21 protein-coding genes are annotated in these 23017 nt (G+C 74.5%); 9 read left to right on the top strand and 12 right to left on the bottom strand.

The genetic code is table 11. The features are described from left to right. The first annotated feature begins 15 nt into the window (after positions 1 to 15). The gene (locus tag ACZ7LB_RS03070) at positions 16 to 798 is read left to right on the top strand and encodes a hypothetical protein (RefSeq protein WP_471465084.1); all 783 of its coding nucleotides are present in this window, start codon (positions 16 to 18) and stop codon (positions 796 to 798) included. Between the two features lie 219 nt (positions 799 to 1017). Here ACZ7LB_RS03070 and chpE read toward each other — a convergent pair whose 3' ends face one another. The 3 genes from chpE to ACZ7LB_RS03055 form a co-directional block, all read right to left on the bottom strand. Further along, on the bottom strand, positions 1018 to 1266 hold the full coding sequence (gene chpE, locus ACZ7LB_RS03065) for a chaplin ChpE (RefSeq protein WP_471465083.1): 249 nt from the start codon (positions 1264 to 1266) through the stop codon (positions 1018 to 1020). A 157-nt stretch (positions 1267 to 1423) separates the two neighbouring features. After that, positions 1424 to 2065: a response regulator gene (locus tag ACZ7LB_RS03060; protein WP_471465082.1), complete on the bottom strand. Its 642-nt coding sequence runs from the start codon at positions 2063 to 2065 to the stop codon at positions 1424 to 1426. After that, entirely contained in the window at positions 2058 to 3203 is a 1146-nt protein-coding gene (locus tag ACZ7LB_RS03055; protein WP_471465081.1) for a GAF domain-containing sensor histidine kinase, read from the bottom strand. Before ACZ7LB_RS03055 ends, ACZ7LB_RS03060 begins: the two co-directional genes overlap by 8 nt. Before the next feature lie 897 nt (positions 3204 to 4100). Between ACZ7LB_RS03055 and ACZ7LB_RS03050 the strand changes: the two genes are divergently transcribed. After that, positions 4101 to 4838 carry a transglycosylase SLT domain-containing protein gene (locus tag ACZ7LB_RS03050; RefSeq protein WP_471465080.1) on the top strand — a complete coding sequence of 246 codons (738 nt, stop codon included), beginning with the start codon at positions 4101 to 4103 and terminating at the stop codon, positions 4836 to 4838. Positions 4839 to 4962: 124 nt separating this feature from the next. Here ACZ7LB_RS03050 and ACZ7LB_RS03045 read toward each other — a convergent pair whose 3' ends face one another. Beyond that, on the bottom strand, positions 4963 to 7584 hold the full coding sequence (locus tag ACZ7LB_RS03045; protein ID WP_471465079.1) for an ABC transporter ATP-binding protein/permease: 2622 nt from the start codon (positions 7582 to 7584) through the stop codon (positions 4963 to 4965). 358 nt (positions 7585 to 7942) lie between these two features. Here ACZ7LB_RS03045 and serB point away from each other — a divergent pair, with 358 nt between their 5' ends. After that, a complete protein-coding gene (serB, locus tag ACZ7LB_RS03040; protein WP_471465078.1) occupies positions 7943 to 9175 on the top strand; it encodes a phosphoserine phosphatase SerB in 1233 nt (410 codons plus the stop codon). Between the two features lie 133 nt (positions 9176 to 9308). On the opposite strand, the gene ACZ7LB_RS03035 is transcribed toward serB, so the two are convergent. The 4 genes from ACZ7LB_RS03035 to ACZ7LB_RS03020 all read right to left on the bottom strand — a co-directional run bounded on the left by ACZ7LB_RS03035 (position 9309) and on the right by ACZ7LB_RS03020 (position 13537). After that, positions 9309 to 9827, bottom strand: a complete 519-nt coding sequence (locus tag ACZ7LB_RS03035) for a SixA phosphatase family protein (RefSeq protein WP_471465077.1) — start codon at positions 9825 to 9827, stop codon at positions 9309 to 9311. Between the two features lie 76 nt (positions 9828 to 9903). Beyond that, positions 9904 to 10113, bottom strand: coding sequence for a hypothetical protein (locus tag ACZ7LB_RS03030; protein WP_471465076.1), 210 nt, complete (start codon positions 10111 to 10113; stop codon positions 9904 to 9906). Positions 10114 to 11527: 1414 nt separating this feature from the next. Next, positions 11528 to 11641 carry an SGM_5486 family transporter-associated protein gene (locus tag ACZ7LB_RS03025; protein WP_265291665.1) on the bottom strand — a complete coding sequence of 38 codons (114 nt, stop codon included), beginning with the start codon at positions 11639 to 11641 and terminating at the stop codon, positions 11528 to 11530. Positions 11642 to 12070: 429 nt separating this feature from the next. Beyond that, on the bottom strand, positions 12071 to 13537 hold the full coding sequence (locus ACZ7LB_RS03020; RefSeq protein WP_471465075.1) for a CynX/NimT family MFS transporter: 1467 nt from the start codon (positions 13535 to 13537) through the stop codon (positions 12071 to 12073). 175 nt (positions 13538 to 13712) lie between these two features. Here ACZ7LB_RS03020 and ACZ7LB_RS03015 point away from each other — a divergent pair, with 175 nt between their 5' ends. Continuing rightward, on the top strand, positions 13713 to 14405 hold the full coding sequence (locus ACZ7LB_RS03015; RefSeq protein ID WP_471465074.1) for a FadR/GntR family transcriptional regulator: 693 nt from the start codon (positions 13713 to 13715) through the stop codon (positions 14403 to 14405). On the opposite strand, the gene ACZ7LB_RS03010 is transcribed toward ACZ7LB_RS03015, so the two are convergent. From ACZ7LB_RS03010 to fabG, 3 genes are all read right to left on the bottom strand, one after another. Continuing rightward, a complete protein-coding gene (locus tag ACZ7LB_RS03010) occupies positions 14383 to 14733 on the bottom strand; it encodes a hypothetical protein (RefSeq protein ID WP_471465073.1) in 351 nt (116 codons plus the stop codon). The two genes, ACZ7LB_RS03015 and ACZ7LB_RS03010, sit on opposite strands and share 23 nt — an antisense overlap. 273 nt (positions 14734 to 15006) lie before the next feature. After that, positions 15007 to 15774, bottom strand: coding sequence for an enoyl-ACP reductase FabI (gene fabI / locus ACZ7LB_RS03005; RefSeq protein WP_471465072.1), 768 nt, complete (start codon positions 15772 to 15774; stop codon positions 15007 to 15009). A 5-nt stretch (positions 15775 to 15779) separates the two neighbouring features. Further along, positions 15780 to 16484 carry a 3-oxoacyl-[acyl-carrier-protein] reductase gene (gene fabG, locus ACZ7LB_RS03000; protein WP_265291661.1) on the bottom strand — a complete coding sequence of 235 codons (705 nt, stop codon included), beginning with the start codon at positions 16482 to 16484 and terminating at the stop codon, positions 15780 to 15782. Between the two features lie 489 nt (positions 16485 to 16973). Here fabG and ACZ7LB_RS02995 point away from each other — a divergent pair, with 489 nt between their 5' ends. From ACZ7LB_RS02995 to tyrS, 3 genes are all read left to right on the top strand, one after another. Continuing rightward, entirely contained in the window at positions 16974 to 18497 is a 1524-nt protein-coding gene (locus tag ACZ7LB_RS02995) for a TldD/PmbA family protein (protein WP_471465071.1), read from the top strand. An 85-nt stretch (positions 18498 to 18582) separates the two neighbouring features. Then, positions 18583 to 19995 (top strand): metallopeptidase TldD-related protein, encoded by a 1413-nt coding sequence (locus ACZ7LB_RS02990; protein ID WP_471465070.1) that lies wholly within the window; start codon positions 18583 to 18585, stop codon positions 19993 to 19995. A gap of 180 nt (positions 19996 to 20175) precedes the next feature. Next, positions 20176 to 21444 (top strand): tyrosine--tRNA ligase, encoded by a 1269-nt coding sequence (tyrS, locus tag ACZ7LB_RS02985; protein ID WP_471465069.1) that lies wholly within the window; start codon positions 20176 to 20178, stop codon positions 21442 to 21444. 156 nt (positions 21445 to 21600) lie between these two features. Here the strand turns inward: tyrS and ACZ7LB_RS02980 are convergent, their stop codons facing one another. Further along, positions 21601 to 21882, bottom strand: a complete 282-nt coding sequence (locus ACZ7LB_RS02980; RefSeq protein WP_161225350.1) for a GlsB/YeaQ/YmgE family stress response membrane protein — start codon at positions 21880 to 21882, stop codon at positions 21601 to 21603. A gap of 274 nt (positions 21883 to 22156) precedes the next feature. On the opposite strand from ACZ7LB_RS02980, the gene ACZ7LB_RS02975 reads away from it, so the two are divergent. Both ACZ7LB_RS02975 and ACZ7LB_RS02970 read left to right on the top strand, forming a co-directional pair. Then, positions 22157 to 22555 carry a DUF3099 domain-containing protein gene (locus ACZ7LB_RS02975; protein WP_471465068.1) on the top strand — a complete coding sequence of 133 codons (399 nt, stop codon included), beginning with the start codon at positions 22157 to 22159 and terminating at the stop codon, positions 22553 to 22555. A gap of 226 nt (positions 22556 to 22781) precedes the next feature. Next, positions 22782 to 23012, top strand: a complete 231-nt coding sequence (locus ACZ7LB_RS02970) for a hypothetical protein (protein WP_471465067.1) — start codon at positions 22782 to 22784, stop codon at positions 23010 to 23012. The last annotated feature ends 5 nt before the right edge of the window (positions 23013 to 23017 follow it).

Below are 23017 nucleotides of genomic sequence, written 5' to 3'. Positions count from 1 at the left end.
CCTTAGGGTGGGGGGATGCTTTCGGAACCTCGCGCAGGGCGCCTCGCCGCCTGGGGAAATGCCCTTCTTGCCGGACTTGTCTCGCCGGACGACGCGGTGCTCGCGGTGGTCGGTGACGACACGGTGCACCGGGTGGCGGGGGTGCCGGGTGAACCGGGCCCGGTGGGGCTGACGCTGGCGCTGGGGCGGCTGCGGGCGCTCGGGGTGGACGGGCTGCGGGTGGCGCTGCCGGTGCCGGGGCATCCGCTGGGGCTGAGCGGTCCGCCGGAGTTCAACGCGCGGGCGCTGGAGGCGGAGGAGGCCGTGGTGTGCCGGGGCGCGGCGCTGGGGCTGGTGCCGGAGGTGTCCGGGGTGGGTCCGGCGGGCGATGTGCGGGTGGAGGTCGTGTGGCACTGCCTGCCGGTGCGGGAGGCGCCGCCGGCCGACGTGCCCTCGCTCGGGGAGGCCGAGCGGGAGCTGGCGGAGGCGCTGCGGGAGGCGACGGAGACGCTGACGCGGCTGGACGTGGCGGGATCGGGGCCGGTGTCCGAGGCGGCGGTGGCCGCGTACCGGGCGCGGACCGAGGCGGACGGCGAGGTGCTGGCGCCGGGGTATCCGCAGCGGGCGGTGCGGGTGCTGGAGCTGGCGCGGCGGGTGGGCGCGCTGGTGGCGGCGGCGTACGGGACCGGGCACGGCGGCGCGGTGAGCGCGTCGGAGATGGCGGCCCGGGGCGCGACGCTGCGGCCGGTGGAGCGGACGGCCCGGCGGGCGCAGGTCGCGGCGTACAACTCCGTGGTGGAGGGGTACGGGGGGCGGTGACGCCGGGGCGGGCGGTGGTGCGGGGCGGCGGGCCGACGGGCCCGGCGCACGCGGGCGGTGGTGCGGGGCGGGGGTGACGGCGCGGCCCGCGCGGTCGGTGGTCGGCGGTGCGCGGGCCGGGGTGCGCGCGGGCGTGAAGGGCGCGGCGGCCGGTGGGGGCCGGCGCGGCCGGGGCCCCTCCCCCGGGGAGGGGCCCCGGCGGCCGGGACGGACCGTGGGTCAGCCGTTGAGACCCAGGTTGCCGAAGGCCGGGTTGAGCACGCCGATCACGTTGACGCTGTTGCCGACCACGTTGACCGGGACGTGCACCGGCGCCTGGACCAGGTTGCCGGAGACGACGCCCGGGGAGGCGACGGCCACCCCGTCGGCGGCGGCGCCGCCCGTGGTAGCGGAGGCCATGCCGGTGCCGGCCGCGAGCAGCCCGCCGGCCACCATCGTCACGGCCGCTGCCTTCTTCAGGTTCTTCACGAGTGAGCCCTCCCTGGGTGACTGCCGCGGCGATCACCGCGGTCCGCCCTGGAGAACGCCGGACCCCCACGGGGGATACGCCGTCCGGGGGACATTCCCACGACGGTATGAATCTCAGACCGCACGGGAACCCCCCGGCCGGCCGGGGCGTACACGGTCAGCCGGCCACCCCGTGCCGCACGGCCCACAGGGCGGCCTGGGTGCGGTCCGCCAGGTCGAGCTTCATCAGGATGTTCGAGACATGGGTCTTCACCGTCTTCTCGGACAGCACCAGCGCGCGGGCGATCTCCCGGTTGGAGCGGCCGTCCGCTATCAGCCCGAGCACCTCGCGCTCGCGCTCCGTGAGCGCCCCCGCCCGGCCCTGGCCCGTCCCGCCGGTGTCCTGGGAGAGCAGGGCCCCGGCCACCTCGGGCTGGAGCAGTACGTGTCCGGCGTGGACGGAGCGGATGGCGGCGGCGAGCGCGTCGGGGTCGACGTCCTTGTAGACGTATCCGGCCGCGCCCGCCCGCAGGGCCGGGACGACGGTGCGCAGCTCGGTGAAGCTGGTGACGATCAGCACCCGCGCGGGGTGGTCCAGCTCGCGGAGCCTGCGCAGGGCGTCCACGCCGTCCATGCCGGGCATCCGGATGTCCATGAGGATCACGTCGGGGCCGAGTTCCCCGGCGCGCTCGACGCCCTCGGCGCCGTCGGCGGCCTCACCGACCACCTCGATGTCGTCCTGCACCTCGAGGAAGGTGCGCAGCCCCCGGCGGACCACCTGGTGGTCGTCGACGAGCAGCACCTTGATGGTGTCAGCCACCGGGAACCTCCATCTCGATCGTGGTGCCCCTGCCGGGCTCCGAGTCCACGGACAGGGTGCCCCCGACCCCCGCCGCCCGGTCCCGCATGGAGACCAGGCCCAGGTGGCGCCCGGCGCGGCGGACCGCCCGGGGGTCGAAGCCGCCGCCGTCGTCGCCGACCCGCAGGACGGCCCCGGCACCGCGCCGCCCCAGGGTCACCTCGACCAGGCCGGCCCCGGAGTGGCGCAGGGCGTTGTGCAGCGCCTCCTGGGCGACCCGCAGGACGGCCTCCTCCTGGGCGGCGGGCAGGGCCCTGATCCCCTGGGAGTCGAAGGTCACCCGGGCGCTGTGGGCGCGGTCGAGGACCTGGACCTGGGTGCGCAGGGTGGCGAGGAGGCCGTCCTCGTCCAGGGCGGCGGGGCGCAGCTCGACGACGGCGGCGCGCAGCTCGTCGGCGGCCTCCGCGGCGAGGGCGGCGACCTGCTGCAGCTCGCCCTTGGCGCGGTCCGGGTCGCGGTCGACCAGGGTGGCGGCGGCCTGGGCGGTCAGGCGCAGGGAGAACAGCTTCTGGCTGACCGCGTCGTGCAGCTCGTGGGCGAGGCGGGAGCGCTCCTCGGCGATGGTCAGCTCGCGGCTGCGCTCGTAGAGCCGGGCGTTGGTCAGGGCGATGGCGGCGTGCTGGGCGAGGATGCCGAGGAGTTCCTCGTCGTCGGCGGTGAAGCCGCAGCCGCCGTCCGGCTTGGGGCAGTTCTTGTTGGCGAGGAAGAGCGCGCCGATGACCTCGTCGCCGTCGCGGATGGGCAGGCCGAGGAAGTCGACCAGATCGGGGTGGGCGGCGGGCCAGCCCTCGAAGCGGGGGTCCTCGCGGACGTCGGCGAGGCGCTCGGGCCTGGCCTCGCGGAGCATCGCCGCGAGGATGCCGTGCTGGCGGGGCAGGGGGCCGATGGCCTTCCACTGCTCCTCGCTGACCCCGTCGACGACGAACTGGGCGAAGCCGCCGTGGTCGTCGGGGACACCGAGGGCCGCGTACTGGGCGTCGAGCAGTTCGCGGGCGGAGGCGACGATCGTCTTGAGGACGTCGCTCACCTCCAGGTGCCTGCTCATGGCCAGCAGCGCGGAACTCACCGCGGCGAGGCCGGACCGGGGGCGGTGGCTCATGCCCCCACGGTACCGGCGGGTGCCGGCGGCGGGATCGGACCTCCGACGCCCCCCGGCCGGGGCCCGGGACCTAGGCCGGGGGACGGAGGGCGGGGCCTTCCCGGTCCCGCGGCCTCCCGGGACGGACGGGTCCGGGGCGGGTCTCCCTGGGCGGACGGGCCTCCGGGACGGACGGGGTGCGGGGGCGAGGTCCCGGAGCGGGCAGGCCCCGGAGCGGGCAGGCCCCGGAGCGGGCAGGCCCCGGGGCGGGGTCTTCCGGGACGGGGTCTCCCGGGGCGGACGGTCTCCCGCGGGCGCGGCTTGCGTCCGCCCCGGCCCGCGCGTCCCCGTCTGCTCTCTCCTCTCCCCCTCCCCCTCCCCTCCTCCCTCTCCTCTCCCCTCCTCCCTTCCCCCTTCTCTCCGGCTTCTCCTCTCTCCCCTTCTCTCCCCTCACGTCCTCTTCCCGCCCTCTCCCTCCCGCCGCTTCTCCTCCTCTTCCCGCGCGTGCGCGTACGGGCCCGCGCGGGAAGGAGGTGACGCCGCCGGGAGCGCGCCGGGGGCTGCCGGGCGGCACCCCGGAAACCTCCTCACCCAATGCATTGCTCCAGCAACATTGCGTGAGATGGGAGGGGGGTGCGTGTGAGCCCGCGCATAGGGTGCAGGTCACGTACGAAGCGGGATAGGAGGACGACTCGCCCATTTTGATCGGGGCAGATGGTCCATTTCGTCCAGTTTCGCCCGACCCTGATCCACTACCCGGGATCGTACGTCACACCTTTGCCATCGGATTTTGCGCTCGCTAAGAATGGCTCTCGTCGCTCAGTGCCGTGGGTTCATCCACCGCGGCGTTTGTGCCGGAAGCACCCTGTCCCCGCCGGACGAGAGCGACCTCCGCGCCAACCGAGAGGTCATCCCGCCATGTCGAAGAACATCCTCAGCCGTGCTTATCTCCGCTCCCTGAACCGCACCCACCGGCTCGCGTTCGCCGGCGTCGGCACGCTCGGCATCACCGCCGTCACCCTCGCCGCGTTCCCCGCCAGCGGTCAGACGACGACCACGGCCGAGGCCGCTCCGGCGGCCAAGGTGGAGTACAGCAGCTCCGCTCCGGTGAAGAGCGTCCAGGCGTCGATCACCGACCAGCTCGCCGGCGCCGGCCAGAAGGTCGCCGCGATCGAGGCGCAGCAGGGCGTGGGCACCCAGCAGCCCGCCGCCGGCGACACCCCGGCCGCCGAGAAGGCCGCCGCGAAGAAGCAGGCCGCCTCCGAGGCCGTCTCGAAGCGCGAGGCGAAGAAGGCCACCCGGTCCGCCGAGCGCCCCCGGGCCGCGAAGTCCTACACCAACAACCTCGACGGCTGGATCCGCGAGGCCATGGACATCATGGACAAGCACGACATACCCGGTAGCTACAGCGGCATCCACCGCAACATCATCCGGGAGTCCTCGGGCAACCCGACGGCCATCAACAAGTGGGACATCAACGCCATCAACGGCATCCCCTCCAAGGGCCTGCTCCAGGTGATCCCGCCGACGTTCAAGGCCTACCACGTGCCCGGCACGTCCTGGAACATCTACGACCCGGTCGCCAACATCGCCGCCGCCTGCAACTACGCGGCCGACCGCTACGGCACCATGGACAACGTCGACAGCGCGTACTGAGGTCGGCGCGGACCTCTCGACGCGGACACGTCCGCCGGACGCCGAAGGGCGGCACCTCCCCGACCGGGGGGTGCCGCCCTTCGGACGTGCCGGAGCGGACGGGCGGCCGACGGGCCGGACCCGGTTACTTGCGCATGACCTCGGGCTCGTGGCGGCGCAGGAAGCGGGCCACGAAGAAGCCGCAGATCGCGCCGAGGGCGATCAGGGCCAGCATGTCCAGGGTCCAGGCGCCGACGGTGTGCTCCCACAGCGGGTCGGTGTCGGCACCGCTCTCGGGCGGGCTGATCCGGTTGAAGTCCAGCGTGGCACCGGCCGCCGCGACCGCCCAGCGGGACGGCATCAGGTACGAGACCTGGTTGACGCCGACCGTGCCGTTCAGGGCGAAGAGGCAGCCCGTGAACACCACCTGGATGATCGCGAACATCACCAGCAGCGGCATGGTCTTCTCGGCGGTCTTCACCAGCGAGGAGATGATCAGGCCGAACATCATCGAGGTGAAGCCCAGCGCCATGATCGGCAGGGACAGCTCCAGCAGGGTGAACCCGCCGAGCACCAGTCCCCTCTCGGGGATCTCCCGGCTGGAGAAGCCGATCACACCGACCAGCAGGCCCTGGAAGACGGTGATCATGCCGAGCACGAACACCTTGGACATCAGGTACGCGGACCGGGACAGCCCGGTCGCCCGCTCCCGCTCGTAGATCACCCGTTCCTTGATCAGCTCGCGGACCGAGTTGGCGGCACCCGCGAAGCAGGCTCCGACCGCGAGGATCAGCAGCACCGTGGTGGCGGTGCCGTTCGGGGCGATCCGGCCGCTCGGGTGCACCGGGTTGGGCAGCAGGCCCTTGTCGGAGTTGATGAGCAGGCTCACCGCGCCGAGCACCGCCGGCAGGATCACCATCAGGGCGAGGAAGCCCTTGTCGGAGACGATCACCGAGCAGTAGCGGCGGACCAGCGTGGCGAACTGCGACAGCCAGCCCTGCGTCTTCGGCGGGCGCATCGCCTGCATCGGCGGGACCTGCACGGACTGCGGCGCGACGGCGTCGAGGTCCGCGGCGTACATCTGGTAGTGCTGCGAACCCTTCCAGCGGCCCGCCCAGTCGTAGTCGCGGTAGTTCTCGAAGGCGGAGAAGACGTCGGCCCAGGTCTCGTAGCCGAAGAAGTTCAGCGCCTCCTCGGGCGGGCCGAAGTAGGCCACCGAGCCGCCCGGCGCCATCACCAGCAGCTTGTCGCAGATCGCCAGCTCGGCCACCGAGTGGGTGACCACGAGGACGGTGCGGCCGTCGTCCGCGAGGCCGCGCAGCAGTTGCATCACATCGCGGTCCATGCCCGGGTCGAGACCGGAGGTCGGCTCGTCCAGGAAGATCAGCGACGGCTTGGTCAGCAGCTCCAGGGCGACGGACACGCGCTTGCGCTGGCCGCCGGAGAGGGAGGTGACCTTCTTGTCCTTGTGGATGTCGAGCTTCAGCTCGCGGAGCACCTCGTCGATCCGGGCGTCGCGCTCGGCACCGGTGGTGTCGGCCGGGAAGCGCAGCTTGGCCGCGTACTTCAGGGCCTTCTTGACGGTCAGCTCCTTGTGCAGGATGTCGTCCTGCGGGACCAGACCGATGCGCTGGCGCAGCTCGGCGAACTGCTTGTACAGGTTCCGGTTGTCGTAGAGGACCTCGCCCCGGTCGGCGGGCCGGTAGCCGGTGAGCGCCTTCAGCAGCGTCGACTTGCCGGAACCGGACGGACCGATGACCGCGATCAGCGACTTCTCGGGGGCGCCGAAGGAGACGTCCCGCAGGATCTGCTTGCCGCCGTCGACGGTGACGGTGAGGTGGCGGGCGGAGAAGGACACCTCACCGGTGTCGACGAACTCCTCCAGCCGGTCCCCGACGATCCGGAACGTCGAGTGGCCGACGCCGATGACGTCGGTCGGGCCGAGCTGCTGCGAGCCGCCCTTGGGTATCGGCTGGCCGTTGACGTACGTGCCGTTGTGCGAGCCGAGGTCGCGGATCTCCAGGCGGCCGTCGGGCGTCGCGTGGAACTCCGCGTGGTTGCGGGAGACCTGGAGGTCGGAGACGACCAGGTCGTTCTCCAGGGCGCGGCCGATGCGCATGACGCGGTCGAGCGAGAACTGGTGGAACGAGGTCGGGCTGCGGTCGCCGTGCACCGGTGGCGCCCCCGCCGCGCCGCCGGGCACCTGCTGTCCGGGACCCGCCCCGGGCATCTGCTGCTGGGGGACGGGCGCGGCTCCGTGCTGCGCGGCCCCGTGCTGCCCGTCGCCGTACGGCGCGGCCGCGTGCTGCGCGGGCTGCCCGCCCTGGTACGGCTGCTGCGGCTGCTGCCAGCCGGGCTGCTGGTGCGGCGCGGCGTGCGGCGGCTCCTGCGCCGGGGCCTGGGGGGCCCAGCCGGCGTGCGCGCCCTGCGGGGCGTAGGGCTGCTGCGAGGCGTGCGGGGCGCCGACGGCGGCCTGGGCCCCGCTCAGGGCCAGGCGCGGACCGTCGGTGGCGTTGCCCAGGTGGACGACCGTGCCGTCGGCCAGCTCCAGCCCCTGCACGCGCCGCCCCTGCGCGAACGTGCCGTTGGTGCTGCCGTGGTCCTCGATGACCCAGCCGCGGCCGTTGAAGCTGATCGTGGCGTGCCGCCAGGAGACCCTGGCGTCGTCGAAGACGACCTCCCCCTGCGGATCGCGTCCGAGTACGTATGACCGGGACGGGTCGAGCGTCCAGGTCCGTCCATTGCATTCCAGTACGAGTTCCGGCACTCCATGCCCCACTGAGTTGTCCCCCGATGTGTGCCCCCGTAGCGGGCGGCCCAGGGATGTCGAACATCGGGGGGCACTATTCCAGGCCCGGCGCCCTGACCGAAACCCGGGCCTTGCGAAATCCCGCCGGGCTCCCCTCGCCGGGGACCGTACACGGGGCAACCCGGTCACGGCGTGGAACGGCGGTGGACACGGGGCGTGGCGGTGCCCCGGTGGTGCGCGGGGCCGGCGGCCCGCGCCCCTCGGCGGGACCGGCGGGAGGGCACCCGGAGACGGCCCCGGGGGCGGGCGCGGAGGCTGTCCGGTGGGCGGACCTCGGGGGCGGCGGCGGGCCGGCGCCGGATACGGTGGGAACACCATGAGCGCTACGCAGACGCAGACCTCTGACGTTCCCACTCTTCTCGTCAAGATCTTCGGGAAGGACCGGCCCGGCATCACGGCGGGCCTCTTCGACACCCTCGCCGCCTACTCCCTCGACGTGGTCGACATCGAGCAGGTCGTGACCCGTGGCCGGATCGTGCTGTGCGCGCTGGTGACCGAGCCGCCGGGCGGCCGGGAGGGCGATCTGCGGGCGACCATACACAGCTGGGCCGAGTCGATGAAGCTGCAGGCGGAGATCATCTCCGGTATCGGCGACAACCGTCCGCGCGGTCTGGGCCGCTCCCTGGTCACGGTGCTCGGGCACCCGCTCACCGCGGAGGCCACCGCCGCCATAGCGGCGCGGATCACCGAGTCCGGCAGCAACATCGACCGCATCTTCCGGCTGGCCAAGTACCCGGTGACCGCCGTGGAGTTCGCGGTCTCCGGTGTGGCGACGGAACCGCTGCGCACCGCGCTGGCCACCGAGGCCGCGGCGCTCGGCGTGGACATCGCCGTGGTCTCGGCCGGGCTGCACCGGCGGGCGCAGCGCCTGGTCGTCATGGACGTGGACTCCACACTGATCCAGGACGAGGTGATCGAGCTCTTCGCCGCGCACGCCGGCTGCGAGGACCGCGTCGCCGAGGTGACGGCCGCCGCGATGCGCGGTGAGCTGGACTTCGAGCAGTCCCTGCACGCGCGGGTGGAGCTGCTGAAGGGGCTGGACGCCTCGGTGGTGGACAAGGTCCGCAGCGAGGTGCGGCTGACGCCGGGCGCCCGCACCCTGATCCGCACCCTGAAGCGGCTCGGCTACCAGGTGGGGGTCGTCTCCGGCGGCTTCACCCAGGTCACCGACGACCTCAAGGAGCGGCTGGGGCTGGACTTCGCCCAGGCCAACACCCTGGAGATCGTCGACGGGAAGCTCACCGGCCGGGTCACCGGCGAGATCGTGGACCGCGCGGGCAAGGCGCGGCTGCTGCGCCGCTTCGCGGCCGAGGCGGGGGTGCCGCTCACCCAGACGGTGGCGATCGGCGACGGCGCCAACGACCTGGACATGCTGAACGCGGCCGGCCTCGGGGTCGCCTTCAACGCGAAGCCGGTGGTGCGCGAGGCGGCGCACACGGCGGTGAACGTGCCCTTCCTGGACACCGTGCTCTATCTGCTGGGCATCACCCGCGAAGAGGTCGAGGCGGCCGACACGCTGGACCAGCGCCCCGGCGACGACCTTCACTGACCTCCCGCCGCGGCACCCCGCCCGGTGGCCCCCGGCCGCCCGCGGCCCCGCCGCCGGTCCGGGCGGACTCCTCGATCGCGACGGGGCCCGTCTCCCCTCCGGGAGGCCGGGCCCCGTCGCGTCGCGGGGCGGATCAGTCGGTGGGCGCCCAGTAGTCGACGAGGGAGGCCACTCCGGGCTCCACGTCCTTCCAGGAACCGGTGAAGGACAGCACGGCGAAGGCGGCCGTCGGGAAGCCCCGGCGGCTCATCCGGCCGCGCGCCTCCGCCTCGGCCTCGCCCGCGAGGATCTCGGCCAGCCCCTCCATGCCCGGGTTGTGGCCGATCACCAGGACGTTGCGCAGGTCGTCCGGGGTCTCGTTGAGCACGGCGATCAGCTCGCCGGGCGACGCCTCGTAGACCCGCTCCTCGTAGACCGTCCTCGGCCGCTGCGGGAACTCCTGGACGGCGAGCTTCCAGGTCTCCCTGGTCCGCAGGGCGGTGGAGCAGAGTGCCTGGTCGAAGGGGATTCCGGTGTCGGTCAGGCGGCGGCCGGCCTCGGCGGCGTCCGTACGGCCCCGGTCGGCGAGCGGCCGCTCATGGTCGCTCACCTGGGGCCAGTCGGCTTTCGCGTGCCGGAAAAGGACGATCCTGCGGGGTTCTGCGAGGCTCATGACACCCAGCTTCGCATGAAACAGGCCATGGAGCGCAGGGAGTTGACAGGGCGGTGCGGGACGGCTGCGGGCCCCCTCAGCGCGCGGACCACTCCTGGAACCGCTGCACGAGGTGGGTGAGCGCGGGCTCGCCGGTGGCCGCTCCGGCTTCCGACGGGTCGAGTATCAGCAGGAACAGGGCGACGAAGGCGAGGGCGGGCAGGGCCACGGCCCACCAGGGCAGCCGGGAGTCGACGCCGCCGGGGCTCGGCGCCGGGTGGGGCCTGGTGTGCGTAGGGGCCGACATGTGTGCCTCCGCTGGTCTTCGCGCGTCCCTGTCCGTGCCCCGCGATCCGCCTTCCGCGGGCACATCACGACAGTACGGAAACCGGGGTGCCGGGCCCATCCGGGACTCCACCCACTCAACCCTGACCCTCACCCCCTAGGGGACGCGGGGGTTAACCCCACCAGGGGCCGCCCGACGCGGTCGGACGGGCGGCGGAGCCGTGCGGGTGGGCGGCCCCGCGGATGGCGGCCGGGGGCTGCCGTGCGGCCGCGCCGCCGCGCTCGGGGCGAGGGTCGGCGCGGGGCGAGGGCCGGCGGGGATCGTGCGGAGTGCCTTGCCGCGAGCGCCGTGCCCCTGTGCGCCCACACCCGAGCACCGTGCCCGGGTGCGGGCGGGCGGTGCGGCGGACTCGGCCTACGGCGTGACCACCGGAACACCGTGCGTGCGGGCCGTGCCCGGGTGTCGTGCGCGTCGGGCCGTGCCCGCGGTGGCCGGAAAGGGCGGGCGCGTCCGACCGCGGTTCCCGGGTGCGCGGGGCTCGGGACGGGAGTACGGCGCGGGCCCCGGGACCGGTCCCGTCCGACGGCGGGGGCCGACGCGGATGCCCTGGCCGAAGGAGCCTGCCGGGGACCACGCGGAGCGCGCCGCGCCCGGAACGCCGTCGCCGGGGGGAGGGGCGGGAAGCGGATGGGCGCTGTGCCCGGACGTGCCGGGCGCCCGGGGCCGTGGGGCCGTGCCCGGCGACCCGGCGTTCCGGACGGGGATCGTGTCAGGTCCGCGACCGCCCCGGTGCGGGGAACCGCTCCGCGCCGGGAGGAACGGCTCCGCCCCCGGGGGGGGGAAGGCTCCGCGCCGGGGAACGGGCCCCGAATCGGGGACCGGGCCCGGGTAGCAGGGGGAGGAACGCCACGCGTGGACGCCCGGGCCGGGAAGCCGCGGGTTCAGAGGCGGCGGTTTCCAGGGGCACCCGCCCGAGGAGACGCCGGGCGCCCAGCCCCGGGCTCAGAGGTGTCCGGTTCCAGAGGGCTCCCGCCCGAGGAGACACCGGGCTCAAGGGCGGCCGGTTCCGGGCGGCGGCCGCTCAAGGTGACACCGGGCTCGGAAGCGGCCGGGTTCCGGGGAACGGCCAGGGTGACGTCGGGTTCCAGGACCCCCGGGTTCCGGGAGGCGACCGGTTCCAGCAGGCGCCGGGCGCATCCGAAGGTGCCCCAGCTCAGGAGACGGCCGAGCGCCGTGCGCACCGGGCCGGCGGGAGGCCGGACGCGGAACGGCCGGACCGAGGCGGCAGACCGAACACGGAGCGGAGGGACCGAGGCGGCAGCGCGGGCCGGAACGGCCGGATCCCGGTGGCAGGCCGGGCCGGGCTCTGCCGGGCCCCGGAGCGGGCCGGTTCCTGGGGCGTTCCGGCTCGGGAGACCCCGGCCCGGGGCCACGCTCAGGGAGCGGCGATCGTCGCGATGATGCCGATGATCACGAAGATGGCGAGAAAGGAGCCGAAGACGATCAGCATCTTCTTCTGGCCGTGCTGCGGATTCGGGTCGAGGGGCATGGGGCCAAGTCTCGCACCCCCCGCTTCCCGCCCGGTCGGCGGCCCTCCGCCGGAGTCCGCCCCGCAGGGCCCCCGGCCACCGGCTCTGGTTCCGGCCCAGCCGCCGGCTTCCTCTCCGGCCCCGCCACCAGTCCCCTCCACCGGGCCACGCCCCGGCCGCTCCGGTCCCGCCCCCGCCGCCGGGCCCGCCCCCGGTCGCTGGTCACCACCCCGGGGCCGCCCCGGCGACGGCACCGCGTCGGACCCCGGGCCTGTGCGACCGGACCCGCCGGACTGACCGGCCACCGGACCGCCCGGCGGACGAACCGTCGAACCACCGGACGCACCGGCCACCGGACCGCCCGGCGGACGAACCGTCGAACCACTGGACGCACCGGCCACCGGACCGCCCGGCGGAGGAACCGCCGGGCCGCCCGGCCGACGGCCACGTCAGCGGGCCGCCACCTCGTCCTCCACCGTGCGGTCGCGCCCGGCCAGGACGCCGACCACCATCTGCGGCACCATCAGCAGGCTCATCAGCAGGATCGGCAGCCCCCAGCCGCCGCTGTGCTGGTAGAGCAGGCCGACCAGGATCGGCCCGGGGATGGAGATCAGGTACCCGGTGCTCTGCGCGAAGGCGGAGAGCTGGGCGACCCCGCCGCTGGTCCGGGCCCTCATCCCCACCATGGTCAGGGCGAGCGGGAAGGCGCAGTTGGAGACGCCGAGCAGCAGGGCCCACGCCCAGGCCCCGGTGACCGGGGCGAAGTAGAGACCGGCGTACCCGGCGAGCCCGCACAGGCCCAGGGCGACGACCATCGGACCCTGGCGGGGCAGCCGCGTGGCCACCCGGGGGATGACGAAGGCCAGCGGCACGCCCATCATCATGATCACGGCGAGCAGCAGTCCGGCGGTGCCGGCGGAGACGCCCGCGTCCCGGAAGATCTGCGCCATCCACCCCATCGTGATGTAGGCGGCGGTGGCCTGGAGCCCGAAGAAGACGGCGAGCGCCCAGGCGGTGGGGCTGCGGGTGATGCGCAGCGCCGGGGCCTGCCCGGCGCCCTCCGCCGCGCGCTCCCGCCCCGCTCCGGCCCGGCCCTCCGGACCCGCCGCCCGGCCGGCCCGCGCCGTCCCGGCACCGGCGCTCCCGGCACCGGCGTCCGCGGAACCCGCGCCCGGGGCGCCGCCCGCCGCGGACGGCGCGCCACCGGCGCCGTCGCCCGCGCCGGTGGCGCCCGACGCCCCGCGCTGCCGGACGAACGGCAGCCACGGCAGCACGGCCGTCGCCGCCAGCAGTCCCCAGACGGCGAGCCCCGGCTGCCAGCCGCCGCCCAGCGCCCTGGTCACCGGCACGGTCGCGGCTGCGGCGAGGGAGGTGCCGAGGGCGAGGGCCATGGAGTACAGGCCGGTCATGGTCCCGACCCGGTCGGGGAAGTAGCGCTTGACGATGACCGGCATCAGCACGTTGCTGACCGCGATGCCCATGAGCGCGAGGGCGCTGGCCGCCAGGAACCCGGCGGTGCCGCCCGCGTAGGGCCGTATCAGCAGGCCGGCGGTGATGGCGGCCATGCCGACGCAGACCACGGCCCCGGGACCGTACCGGCGGGCCAGCCGGGGGGCGGTGACGCCGAAGACGGCGAAGCAGAGGGAGGGCACGGAGGTGAGCAGCCCGGCCACGCCGCCGCTCATGCCGAGCCCGTCGCGGACCTCCTCCATGAGCGCGCCGAGGCTGGTGATGGCGGGGCGGAGGTTGACGGCGGCCAGGACGATGCCGACCGGCAGCAGCCGGGCGGCCCACACCGTCCAGGCGCGCCCGGCGGGCGTCCCGGATCTCCCCGCGCCCCCGGGGTCCGGGGACGGGTGCGCGGTCGGACCACCGCCGGTCGGGGAGTTCAGTGTCCGGGTTTCCTCACTGGCCATGAGCACCATCATAGAATCATGGGATGATTGGTTGTCCAATGAACCGGATGCCCAGCACACCGATGTCGGCCACATCACCGTCCCTCCCCTGAATCCCCCTCCATCGACCCCGCCGCGCCCCGGCCGTCGGGCGCGCCGTCCGACGGCCGGCGGGTACCGCGTACGAAGGTGAGCCATGCCCCTGATCCATCCCCGTCGTGCGGCCCTGTCCGAGCAGGTCATCGCGACGCTGCGGCAGCAGATCGCCTCGGGCGAGTGGCCGGTCGGCGCGCGCATCCCGACCGAGCCGGAGCTGGTCGAGCAGCTCGGGGTCGCCCGGAACACGGTCCGCGAGGCGGTGCGCGCCCTGGCCCACAACGGCCTGCTCGACATCCGCCAGGGGTCCGGCACCTATGTCGCGGCCACCAGTGAGCTGGCCGGGGTGATGCACCGCCGGTTCGCGGACGCCGACCCCCGGCACATCGCGGAGCTGCGCTCCACCCTGGAGTCGGCCGCCGCCCGGCTGGCCGCCGAGCGGCGCACGGAGAAGGACCTCGGGCAGATCGAGGCCCTGCTGGCGCGCCGGGACGGGGCCTGGGAGTCCGGCGACACGGAGGCGTTCGTGGCGGCGGACGCGACCTTCCACCTGGCCGTGGTGGCGGCCTCGCACAACGACGTGCTGACCGCGCTCTACGCGGATCTGGGCGAGGTGATGCGGGAGTCGCTGCGCGGCGACCTGGGACCGGAGCTGACGCCGGAGACGCACATGGACCACGCGCGGCTGGTCGCCGCGATCCGCGCCGGGGACGCGGAGACGGCGGGGACGGAGGCGGCGGGCTACCCGTTCCAGTGCCGTCCGGGGCGGCTCAGCCCGTCCGCCCGTGGCTGACCCAGGCGTGGTGGACCTCGTGCCAGCAGCGGCCGGTCAGCCGGACGTGTCCGGCCGGTCCGGCCTCCACCGGGACGCCGTCGGCGTCAGGGTCCCACCAGCGCAGGCACTCGACGTGCAGGGCGAGCAGGTCGGGCTCCGGGTAGGGGTTGCGGCAGTCGGCCGTCACCTCGGAACCGTCGGTCCGGATCCGGCAGGAGGCGCCGAACGGCTCGGGCGCCGGCGCCGCGCGCGGCCGGGAGGCGGCCCCGTGCGGCGGGAGGAGCACGCACAGGAGGGTCAGGAGGACGACGGGGGCCGCCGGGGCGGAACGGCGGGAAGGGCGCACAAGGGGAACCTCCTCGGCCGTGCGGGGGTGCTGGGGAGGGCGACGCGGCTCGCGAACTCGGGCGGCCGAGCCCGTACTTCAGCCTGCGGCCCGCCCGGCCGCCCCGCCCGGCCGGATGAGCCGAACGGGTGAGCCGCGCGGGCGCCCCGCCGGGCGCGCGGGGGTGCCCCTTGGGCCCCGGCTCCCGGCGGGTTCCGTCCCGGGGCGCGCCGGGGGCCCGCCTCCCCCGGGGGAAGCGGGCCCTGAACGCCGGGCTCGGCGCCCGGCCGGGGGTCACGCGCCGATGGCGTGCAGTCCCCCGTCGACGTGGACGATCTCGCCCGTGGTCTTCGGGAACCAGTCGCTCAGCAGCGCGACGACACCGCGGCCGGCCGGCTCGGGGTCGTTCAGGTCCCAGGCCAGCGGGGAGCGGTTGTCCCACACGGTGGCCAGCTCGGAGAAGCCCGGGATGGACTTGGCGGCCATGGAGCCGAGCGGACCGGCGGAGATCAGGTTGCAGCGGATGTTCTGCTTGCCCAGGTCACGGGCGAGGTAGCGGCTGGTGGCCTCCAGGGCGGCCTTGGCCGGGCCCATCCAGTCGTACTGCGGCCAGGCGTACTGGGCGTCGAAGGTGAGGCCGACGACCGAGCCGCCGTCCCGCATCAGCGGCAGGCAGGCCGTGGTCAGCGACTTCAGCGAGAACGCCGAGACGTGCATGGCCGTGGCGACCGACTCGAACGGCGTGTTCAGGAAGTTGCCGCCGAGCGCGTCCTGCGGCGCGAAGCCGATGGAGTGCACGACGCCGTCGAGGCCGCCCAGCTCCCCGCCGACGATGTCGGCCAGCCGCCCGAGGTGCTCGTCGTTGGTGACGTCCAGCTCGATGACCTTGGTGGGCGCGGGCAGCTTCTTCGCGATGCGCTCGGTCAGCGTGGGCCGCGGGAAGGCGGTGAGGATGATCTCCGCGCCCTGCTCCTGGGCCAGCCGGGCCGTGTGGAAGGCGATGGAGGACTCGGTCAGCACGCCGGTGATCAGGACGCGCTTGCCCTCGAGGATTCCGCTCATGGTGATCAGTGACCCATTCCCAGTCCGCCGTCAACGGGAATGACGGCTCCAGTGATGTACGAGGCGTCGTCGGAGGCGAGGAAGCGCACCGCGGCGGCGACCTCGTCCGGCTGCGCGTACCGCCCGAGCGGCACCTGCGAGACGATGCCCGCCCGCTGTTCGTCGGTGAGCACCTTGGTCATGTCGGTGTCGACGAAGCCGGGCGCGACGACGTTGAAGGTGATGTTGCGCGATCCCAGCTCACGGGCGAGGGAGCGGGCGAAGCCGACCAGACCGGCCTTGGAGGCGGCGTAGTTGGCCTGCCCCGCGGAGCCGAGCAGCCCGACGACCGAGGAGACGAGGACGACACGGCCCTTCTTGGCGCGGAGCATGCCGCGGTTGGCGCGCTTGACGACGCGGAAGGCTCCGGTGAGGTTGGTGTCGACGACCGAGGTGAAGTCCTCCTCGGTCATGCGCATCAGGAGCTGGTCCCGGGTGATGCCGGCGTTGGCGACCAGGACCTCGACGGGACCGTGCTTCTCCTCGATCTCCTTGTAGGCCTGTTCCACCTGCTCGCTGTCGGTGATGTCGCACCTGACGGCGAGGAAGCCCTCGGGCGGCTCGCCCGAGCGGTACGTGATCGCGACCTTGTCGCCGGCGTCGGCGAACGCGCGGGCGATGGCGAGGCCGATGCCCCGGTTGCCTCCAGTGACGAGAACCGAGCGGCTCAACGGATCACCCTTTCGATAGCGTGTGGTACTCCGCCCGAACACCGGTTGACCGGCGGCGATTGGCAGGCGGCTTCCCCGGAAACCTATCGGTCCCGGCCCGCGCCCGGAGAATCGGGCGCCGACAGTGGCGCACGGAACACGCTGTCGGGTCCCTACAGAAACGCGGCCCCGGGTGCGCGGACGCCCCCGCCGGCGCGGCCGGCCCCGTGGCCGCGGGGGCGCGGACGCGACATGATGCGGTCCGGCCGGTCCTCACCGCGCCGGAGGCCGCCGCGCCGGGCGGTGCCCGGCGGGCCGCGCGCACCACGGCGCGGTGACCGACGTCCCCGAACCCGACAGCTCCACCCGTCCGGCGGCTCCACGTCAGGCGGACCCCGCACGCGGCGGCCCCGCGCACCCACCGCTCCGTCCCCGACAGCCCCGGTATCCGCCGGTCCCGTATCCGACAGCCCCGTACCCGACCGGTCACGTCGACAGAAAGAGACGCTGGTGCCCCACCCCATCGACGAAGCCTTCACGGCACTGCCCCTGCGCCACCTCGCCGACGCCGCGCTCGCCCGGGCGCGGGCGCTCGGGGCCGAGCACGCCGACTTCCGCCTGGAGCGGGTGCGCAGCGCCTCCTGGCGGCTGCGGGACGCCCGGCCCGCCGGCTCCTCGGACACCACCGACCTGGGCTACGCGGTGCGCGTGGTGCACGGCGGGGCCTGGGGCTTCGCCTCGGGCGTGGACCTCACCCCGGACGCCGCCGCACGGGTGGCCTCGCAGGCGGTGGCGATGGCCCGGCTGTCGGCCGGGGTGATCCGGGCCGCCGGGTCCCGGGAGCGGGTGGAGCTGGCCGACGAGCCGGTGCACGCCGACCGGACGTGGGTCTCGTCCTACGTGACCGACCCGTTCGCCGTGCCCGACGCGGAGAAGTCGGCGCTGCTGGCCGACCGGAGCGCGCGCCTGCTGGCGGCCGACGGGGTCGACCACGTGGACGCCTCCCTGATGGCCGTGCGCGAGAACAAGTTCTATGCCGACACCGCCGGGACCTCGACCACGCAGCAGCGGGTGCGGGTGCACCCGGCGCTGACCGCGATGTCGGTGGACGGCTCCAGCGGCGAGTTCGACTCCATGCGGACGCTGGCGCCGCCGGCCGGGCGGGGCTGGGAGTACCTGACCGGCACCGGCTGGGACTGGGACGCGGAGCTGGCCGTGATGCCGGAGCTGCTGGCGGAGAAGATGCGCGCGCCGAGCGTCGAGCCGGGCCCGTACGACCTGGTGGTGGACCCGTCGAACCTGTGGCTGACCATCCACGAGTCCGTCGGCCACGCCACCGAGCTGGACCGCGCCCTCGGCTACGAGGCCGCCTACGCGGGCACGTCCTTCGCCACCTTCGACCGGCTGGGCACCCTGCGGTACGGCTCGGAGCTGATGAACGTCACCGGCGACCGGACCGCCGAGCACGGGCTCGCGACCGTCGGGTACGACGACGAGGGCGTCGCGGCGCAGTCCTGGGACCTGGTGCGGGACGGCACCCTGGTCGGCTACCAGACGGACCGGCGGATCGCCCGGCTCACCGGGCTGGGGCGGTCCAACGGGTGCGCCTACGCCGACTCCCCCGCCCATGTGCCGGTGCAGCGGATGGCGAACGTGTCGCTGCGGCCCGATCCGGGCGGGCTGTCGACGGAGGACCTGATCGGCGGCGTGGACCGGGGGATCTACGTGGTCGGGGACCGCTCGTGGTCCATCGACATGCAGCGCCACAACTTCCAGTTCACCGGCCAGCGGTTCTTCCGGATCGAGAACGGGCGGCTGGCCGGCCAGCTCCGGGACGTGGCCTACCAGGCGACGACCACGGACTTCTGGGGTTCCATGGCGGCCGTCGGGGGCCCGCGCACCTATGTCCTGGGCGGCGCCTTCAACTGCGGCAAGGCCCAGCCCGGACAGGTCGCGGCCGTGTCCCACGGCTGCCCGTCCGCCCTCTTCCGGGGCGTCGGCGTCCTGAACACCACGCGGGAGGCGGGACGATGAGCGCGCGCCCCTCGACCGGACGGGTGCCCGGCGGCCGCCGCCGCCCGGAGCGGCACAGTTCCCACACCACGCAGGAGGCGGGCCGATGAGCAGGCGGACGTCCAGGGCCGGCGCGGCCGACGCGCCGCACGAGACCGTCGAGCGGGCGCTGGAGCTGTCCCGGGCGGACGGCTGCGTCGTGATCGCGGAGGAGCACTCCGGCGTCAATCTGCGCTGGGCGGGGAACACGCTGACCACCAACGGGGTCACCCGGGGGCGCGGGCTGACGGTCGTCGCGACCGTCGGCGGCCGGGAGGGCACCGCGTCCGGGGTCGTGTCGCGGTCGGCGGTGACCCGGGACGAGCTGGAGCCGCTGGTGCGGGCCGCCGAGGCCGCCGCGCGGGGCGCCGGTCCGGCTGAGGACGCGCGGCCGCTGGTCGCGGACGTGCCGGTGTCGCCCGGTTTCACGGGGCCGCCCGCCGAGACCTCCCCGGCGGTGTTCGACCGCTTCGCGCCCGCCCTCGGGGAGGCGTTCGCCCGTGCCCGGGCGGGCGGCCGGGAGCTGTACGGCTTCGCCCACCACCAGCTGACCTCGACGTACCTGGGCACGTCGACCGGGCTGCGGCTGCGGCACGACCAGCCGACCGGGACGCTGCAGCTGAACGCCAAGTCGCCGGACCGCACCCGCTCGGCCTGGGCGGGGCGCTCCACCCGGGACTTCACCGACGTGGACCCGGTGGCGCTCGACGCCGAGCTGGCCGTGCGGCTGGGCTGGGCCGCGCGGCGGGTGGACCTGCCGGCGGGCCGGTACGAGACGCTGCTGCCGCCGACGGCCGTGGCGGACCTGCTGATCTACCAGTCCTGGTCGGCCTCGGGCCGGGACGCGGCGGAGGGCCGCACGGTCTTCTCCCGGCCGGGCGGCGGCACCCGCCTGGGCGAGCGCCTGGCCGGGCTGCCGCTGACCCTGCGCAGCGATCCGGACGAACCGGGGCTGGAGTGCGCGCCCTTCGTGGTGGCGCACTCCTCCGGCGGGGACGAGTCGGTGTTCGACAACGGGCTGCCGGTGACGGCGACGGACTGGATCTCCCGGGGCGAGCTGAACCGGCTGACCACCACCCGGCACAGCGCCGGGCTGACCGGGCTGCCGGTGGCCCCGGCCGCCGGGAACCTGATCCTGGACGGCGGCGGCGACCGCTCGACCGGGGAGATGGTGGCCGCCACGGAGCGGGGGCTGCTGCTGACCTGCCTCTGGTACATCCGCGAGGTGGACCCGGCGACCCTGCTGCTGACGGGGCTGACCCGGGACGGGGTGTACCTGGTCGAGAACGGCGAGGTGACCGGCGAGGTGAACAACTTCCGGTTCAACGAGTCCCCGGTGGACGTGCTGGGCCGGGCCACCGAGGCGGGGCGCACCGAGCGGACGCTGCCCCGGGAGTGGGCCGACTACTTCACCCGGGCGGCGATGCCCGCGCTGCGGGTCCCGGAATTCAACATGAGCTCCGTCAGCCAGGGCGTATAACCTCGTAGGCGGTCCGGCGGGCCGGTCGCGCGGGGGTCCCGCGCCGCTCCGGCCGCCGGGCGCCGCCGGGGCGATCCCCCGGGGCCGCCCCGGACACCGCCGGACCGCCGCCCCGGGCAGCAGTGCCCAGGGGGCGGCGGGAGCCATCGAACCGAAGACCACCGAGGAGACAAGAGAACCGTGACGGACATCGTCGACGAGCTGAAGTGGCGCGGGCTGTTCGCCCAGTCCACCGACGAGGACGCCCTGCGCAAGGCGCTCGCGGACGGTCCGGTCACCTTCTATTGCGGCTTCGACCCGACCGCGCCGTCGCTGCACGTGGGGCATCTGGTGCAGGTGCTCACGGTGCGCCGGCTCCAGCGGGCCGGTCACCGGCCGCTGGCGCTGGTCGGCGGGGCCACCGGGCAGATCGGTGACCCCCGGCCGACGGCGGAGCGCACCCTGAACCCGCCGGAGACCGTGGCGGGCTGGGTGGACCGGCTGCGCGGCCAGATCGAGCCGTTCCTGTCCTTCGAGGGCGAGAACGCGGCCGTGATGGTCAACAACCTGGACTGGACGGCGGGGCTGTCCGCGATCGAGTTCCTGCGGGACATCGGCAAGCACTTCCGCGTCAACAAGATGCTGACCAAGGACTCGGTCGCCCGGCGGCTGGAGTCCTCCGAGGGCATCAGCTACACGGAGTTCAGCTACCAGCTCCTCCAGGCGATGGACTTCCTCCAGCTCTACCGCCGCTACGGCTGCACCCTCCAGCAGGGCGGCAGCGACCAGTGGGGCAACCTCACCGCGGGCCTGGACCTGCTGCACCGGCTGGAGCCGGCGGCCACCGTCCACGCCTACGCGACGCCGCTGATGACGAAGGCGGACGGCACCAAGTTCGGCAAGACCGAGGGCGGCGCCGTCTGGCTCGACCCGGAGATGACGACGCCGTACGCCTTCTACCAGTTCTGGCTGAACGTGGACGACCGGGACATCTCGGGCTACTCGCGGATCCTGTCCTTCCGCCCGCGTGCCGAACTGGAGGAGCTGGAGCTGCGGACGGCCGAGCGCCCGCAGGCCCGCGCGGCGCAGCGCGCGCTGGCCGAGGAGCTGACCACGCTGGTGCACGGCGCGGACCAGACGGCCGCGGTGATCGCCGCCTCCCGGGCGCTGTTCGGGCAGGGCGACCTCGCGGAGCTGGACGAGCGGACGCTGGCGGCGGCGCTCTCCGAGCTGCCGCACATCCGGGTCGCCGAGCCGGGTCCGGTCGTCGACCTGTTCAGCGAGGTCGGGCTGGTCGCCAGCAAGTCCGCCGCGCGCCGCACGGTCAAGGAGGGCGGCGCCTACGTGAACAACGCCAAGGTCACCGCCGAGGACGCCGTCCCCGCCGCCGGGGACCTGCTGCACGGCCGCTGGCTGGTGCTGCGGCGCGGGAAGAAGAACCTGGCCGCGGTGGAGGTCACGGGCGGCTGAGCGCCCTGACCGCACGGGCCGCCCGGGCCGCCCGGACCGCCCGGACCGCGGGCGGCGCACGGCGGGTCCGCGCACGGCGGCGGGGGCGGCCGGGGAGCACCGGAGGGTGCCTCCCGGCCGCCCCCGCCGTGACGGCGGGCCGGTGTCGTCGGCCGGTCAGGCCCGCTCGCGCCGCCTGTTGCCCCGCACGGCCACGTAGGCGGCGTCGCCGACCGCCACGATGATGATCGCGGCCACCAGCTGGAAGAGGTGGCGCCACCAGTCGATGCCGGAGGTCGCCGCGACGCCGAAGCCACGCGCGACCGCGTTGCCGACGACGGCGCCGAGCATGCCGAAGATGGTGGTCAGCCACAGCGGGCTGTGCTGCTTGCCCGGGATGATCGCCTTGGCGATGATCCCCAGCACGAACCCGACGATGATCGCCCACAACCAGCCCATGTGCTGCCTCCTTCGCGACGTACGGCGTACGGCTCGCCCGCTGCGCGAGCGGTACGGACCACTGTCCGGCCGTCATGCGAACGGCGCACCCCGGCCGCGCCCGGACGGAGTACCCCGGCGCGCCCCCGCACCCGCCGCGGGCCGCCGCGCCCGGCCCCGGTCTCGTGGGGTGCCCGGCGGCGGCGTACCGTGGTGCCGTCCGGGCCCGGCGTCCCCGAGCGGCGCGGACGGAAGCGGGGCGGGGAGAGAGCGATGCGGGCGGTTGGTGGACGTGATGCGGAAGCGGAGTGAGGGCCGGAACGCCGAGGTGTTCCGGATCACCGGGGCGCGCACGGGCCTCCAGGAGGACGTGCGCAAACGCCAGCGCCGGTACGTGGTGTCGATGTCCGTCCGCACGGTTTCGGTCATCCTCGCCGCCTGCCTCTGGGGCGTGGAACGGCATGTCGCGCTCGTGGCCCTGGTGCTGGGCGCGGTGCTCCCGTACATCGCGGTGGTGGTCGCCAACGCGGGCCGGGAGAACACCCCGGGGCTGCCGACGACGTTCGTGACGGCCCCGCCGCCGCCCATGATCACGGGGCCGGAGGGCGACGGCGGACCGTCCGGCGCGGCCGGCGCACAGGGTGCGCAGGGGCCGGTGCCGGGCGCGCGGAGCGAGCCCGGGAACGGGGTCTGAGGGTGCCCGGAACGGCCCGGGGCGGGCGTCGGTTCCGCGCCATGCTCAGGAACAGCTCAAATCAATCGGGCAGTTCCAGTGCCGGGCGGCGGGTGACCCGTGACATACTTCGTACGCGCTCCGCATCCCCCGTCGGAGCGACGGACCGACGCCGGGCAGCTCCCCCCGTGGCTGCCCGGCGTCGCCTTTTTCCCCGGGCGTTTTCCCTCAGTTGCGAGACGAACCTGTGAGTGACGAGACCTCCCCCATCTGCTCGGCCAAGGGCTGCCGGACGGCCGCCGTGTGGGTGCTGGCGTGGAACAACCCGAAGATCCACACCCCCGAGCGCCGCAAGACCTGGCTGGCCTGCGAGGAGCACCGGGAGCACCTGTCCTCGTTCCTCGGGGTGCGCGGCTTCCTCAAGGACGTGGTCACCCTGGCGGACTGGGAGTCCGGGGACGCCGCGCCCGGCGTCTGAGGACC

It is taken from the genome of Streptomyces sp. NPDC107521 (genome assembly GCF_055598485.1).
Note: the sequence above shows the minus strand (reverse complement) of the source record. Positions and strands in the feature narration are given on the sequence as shown.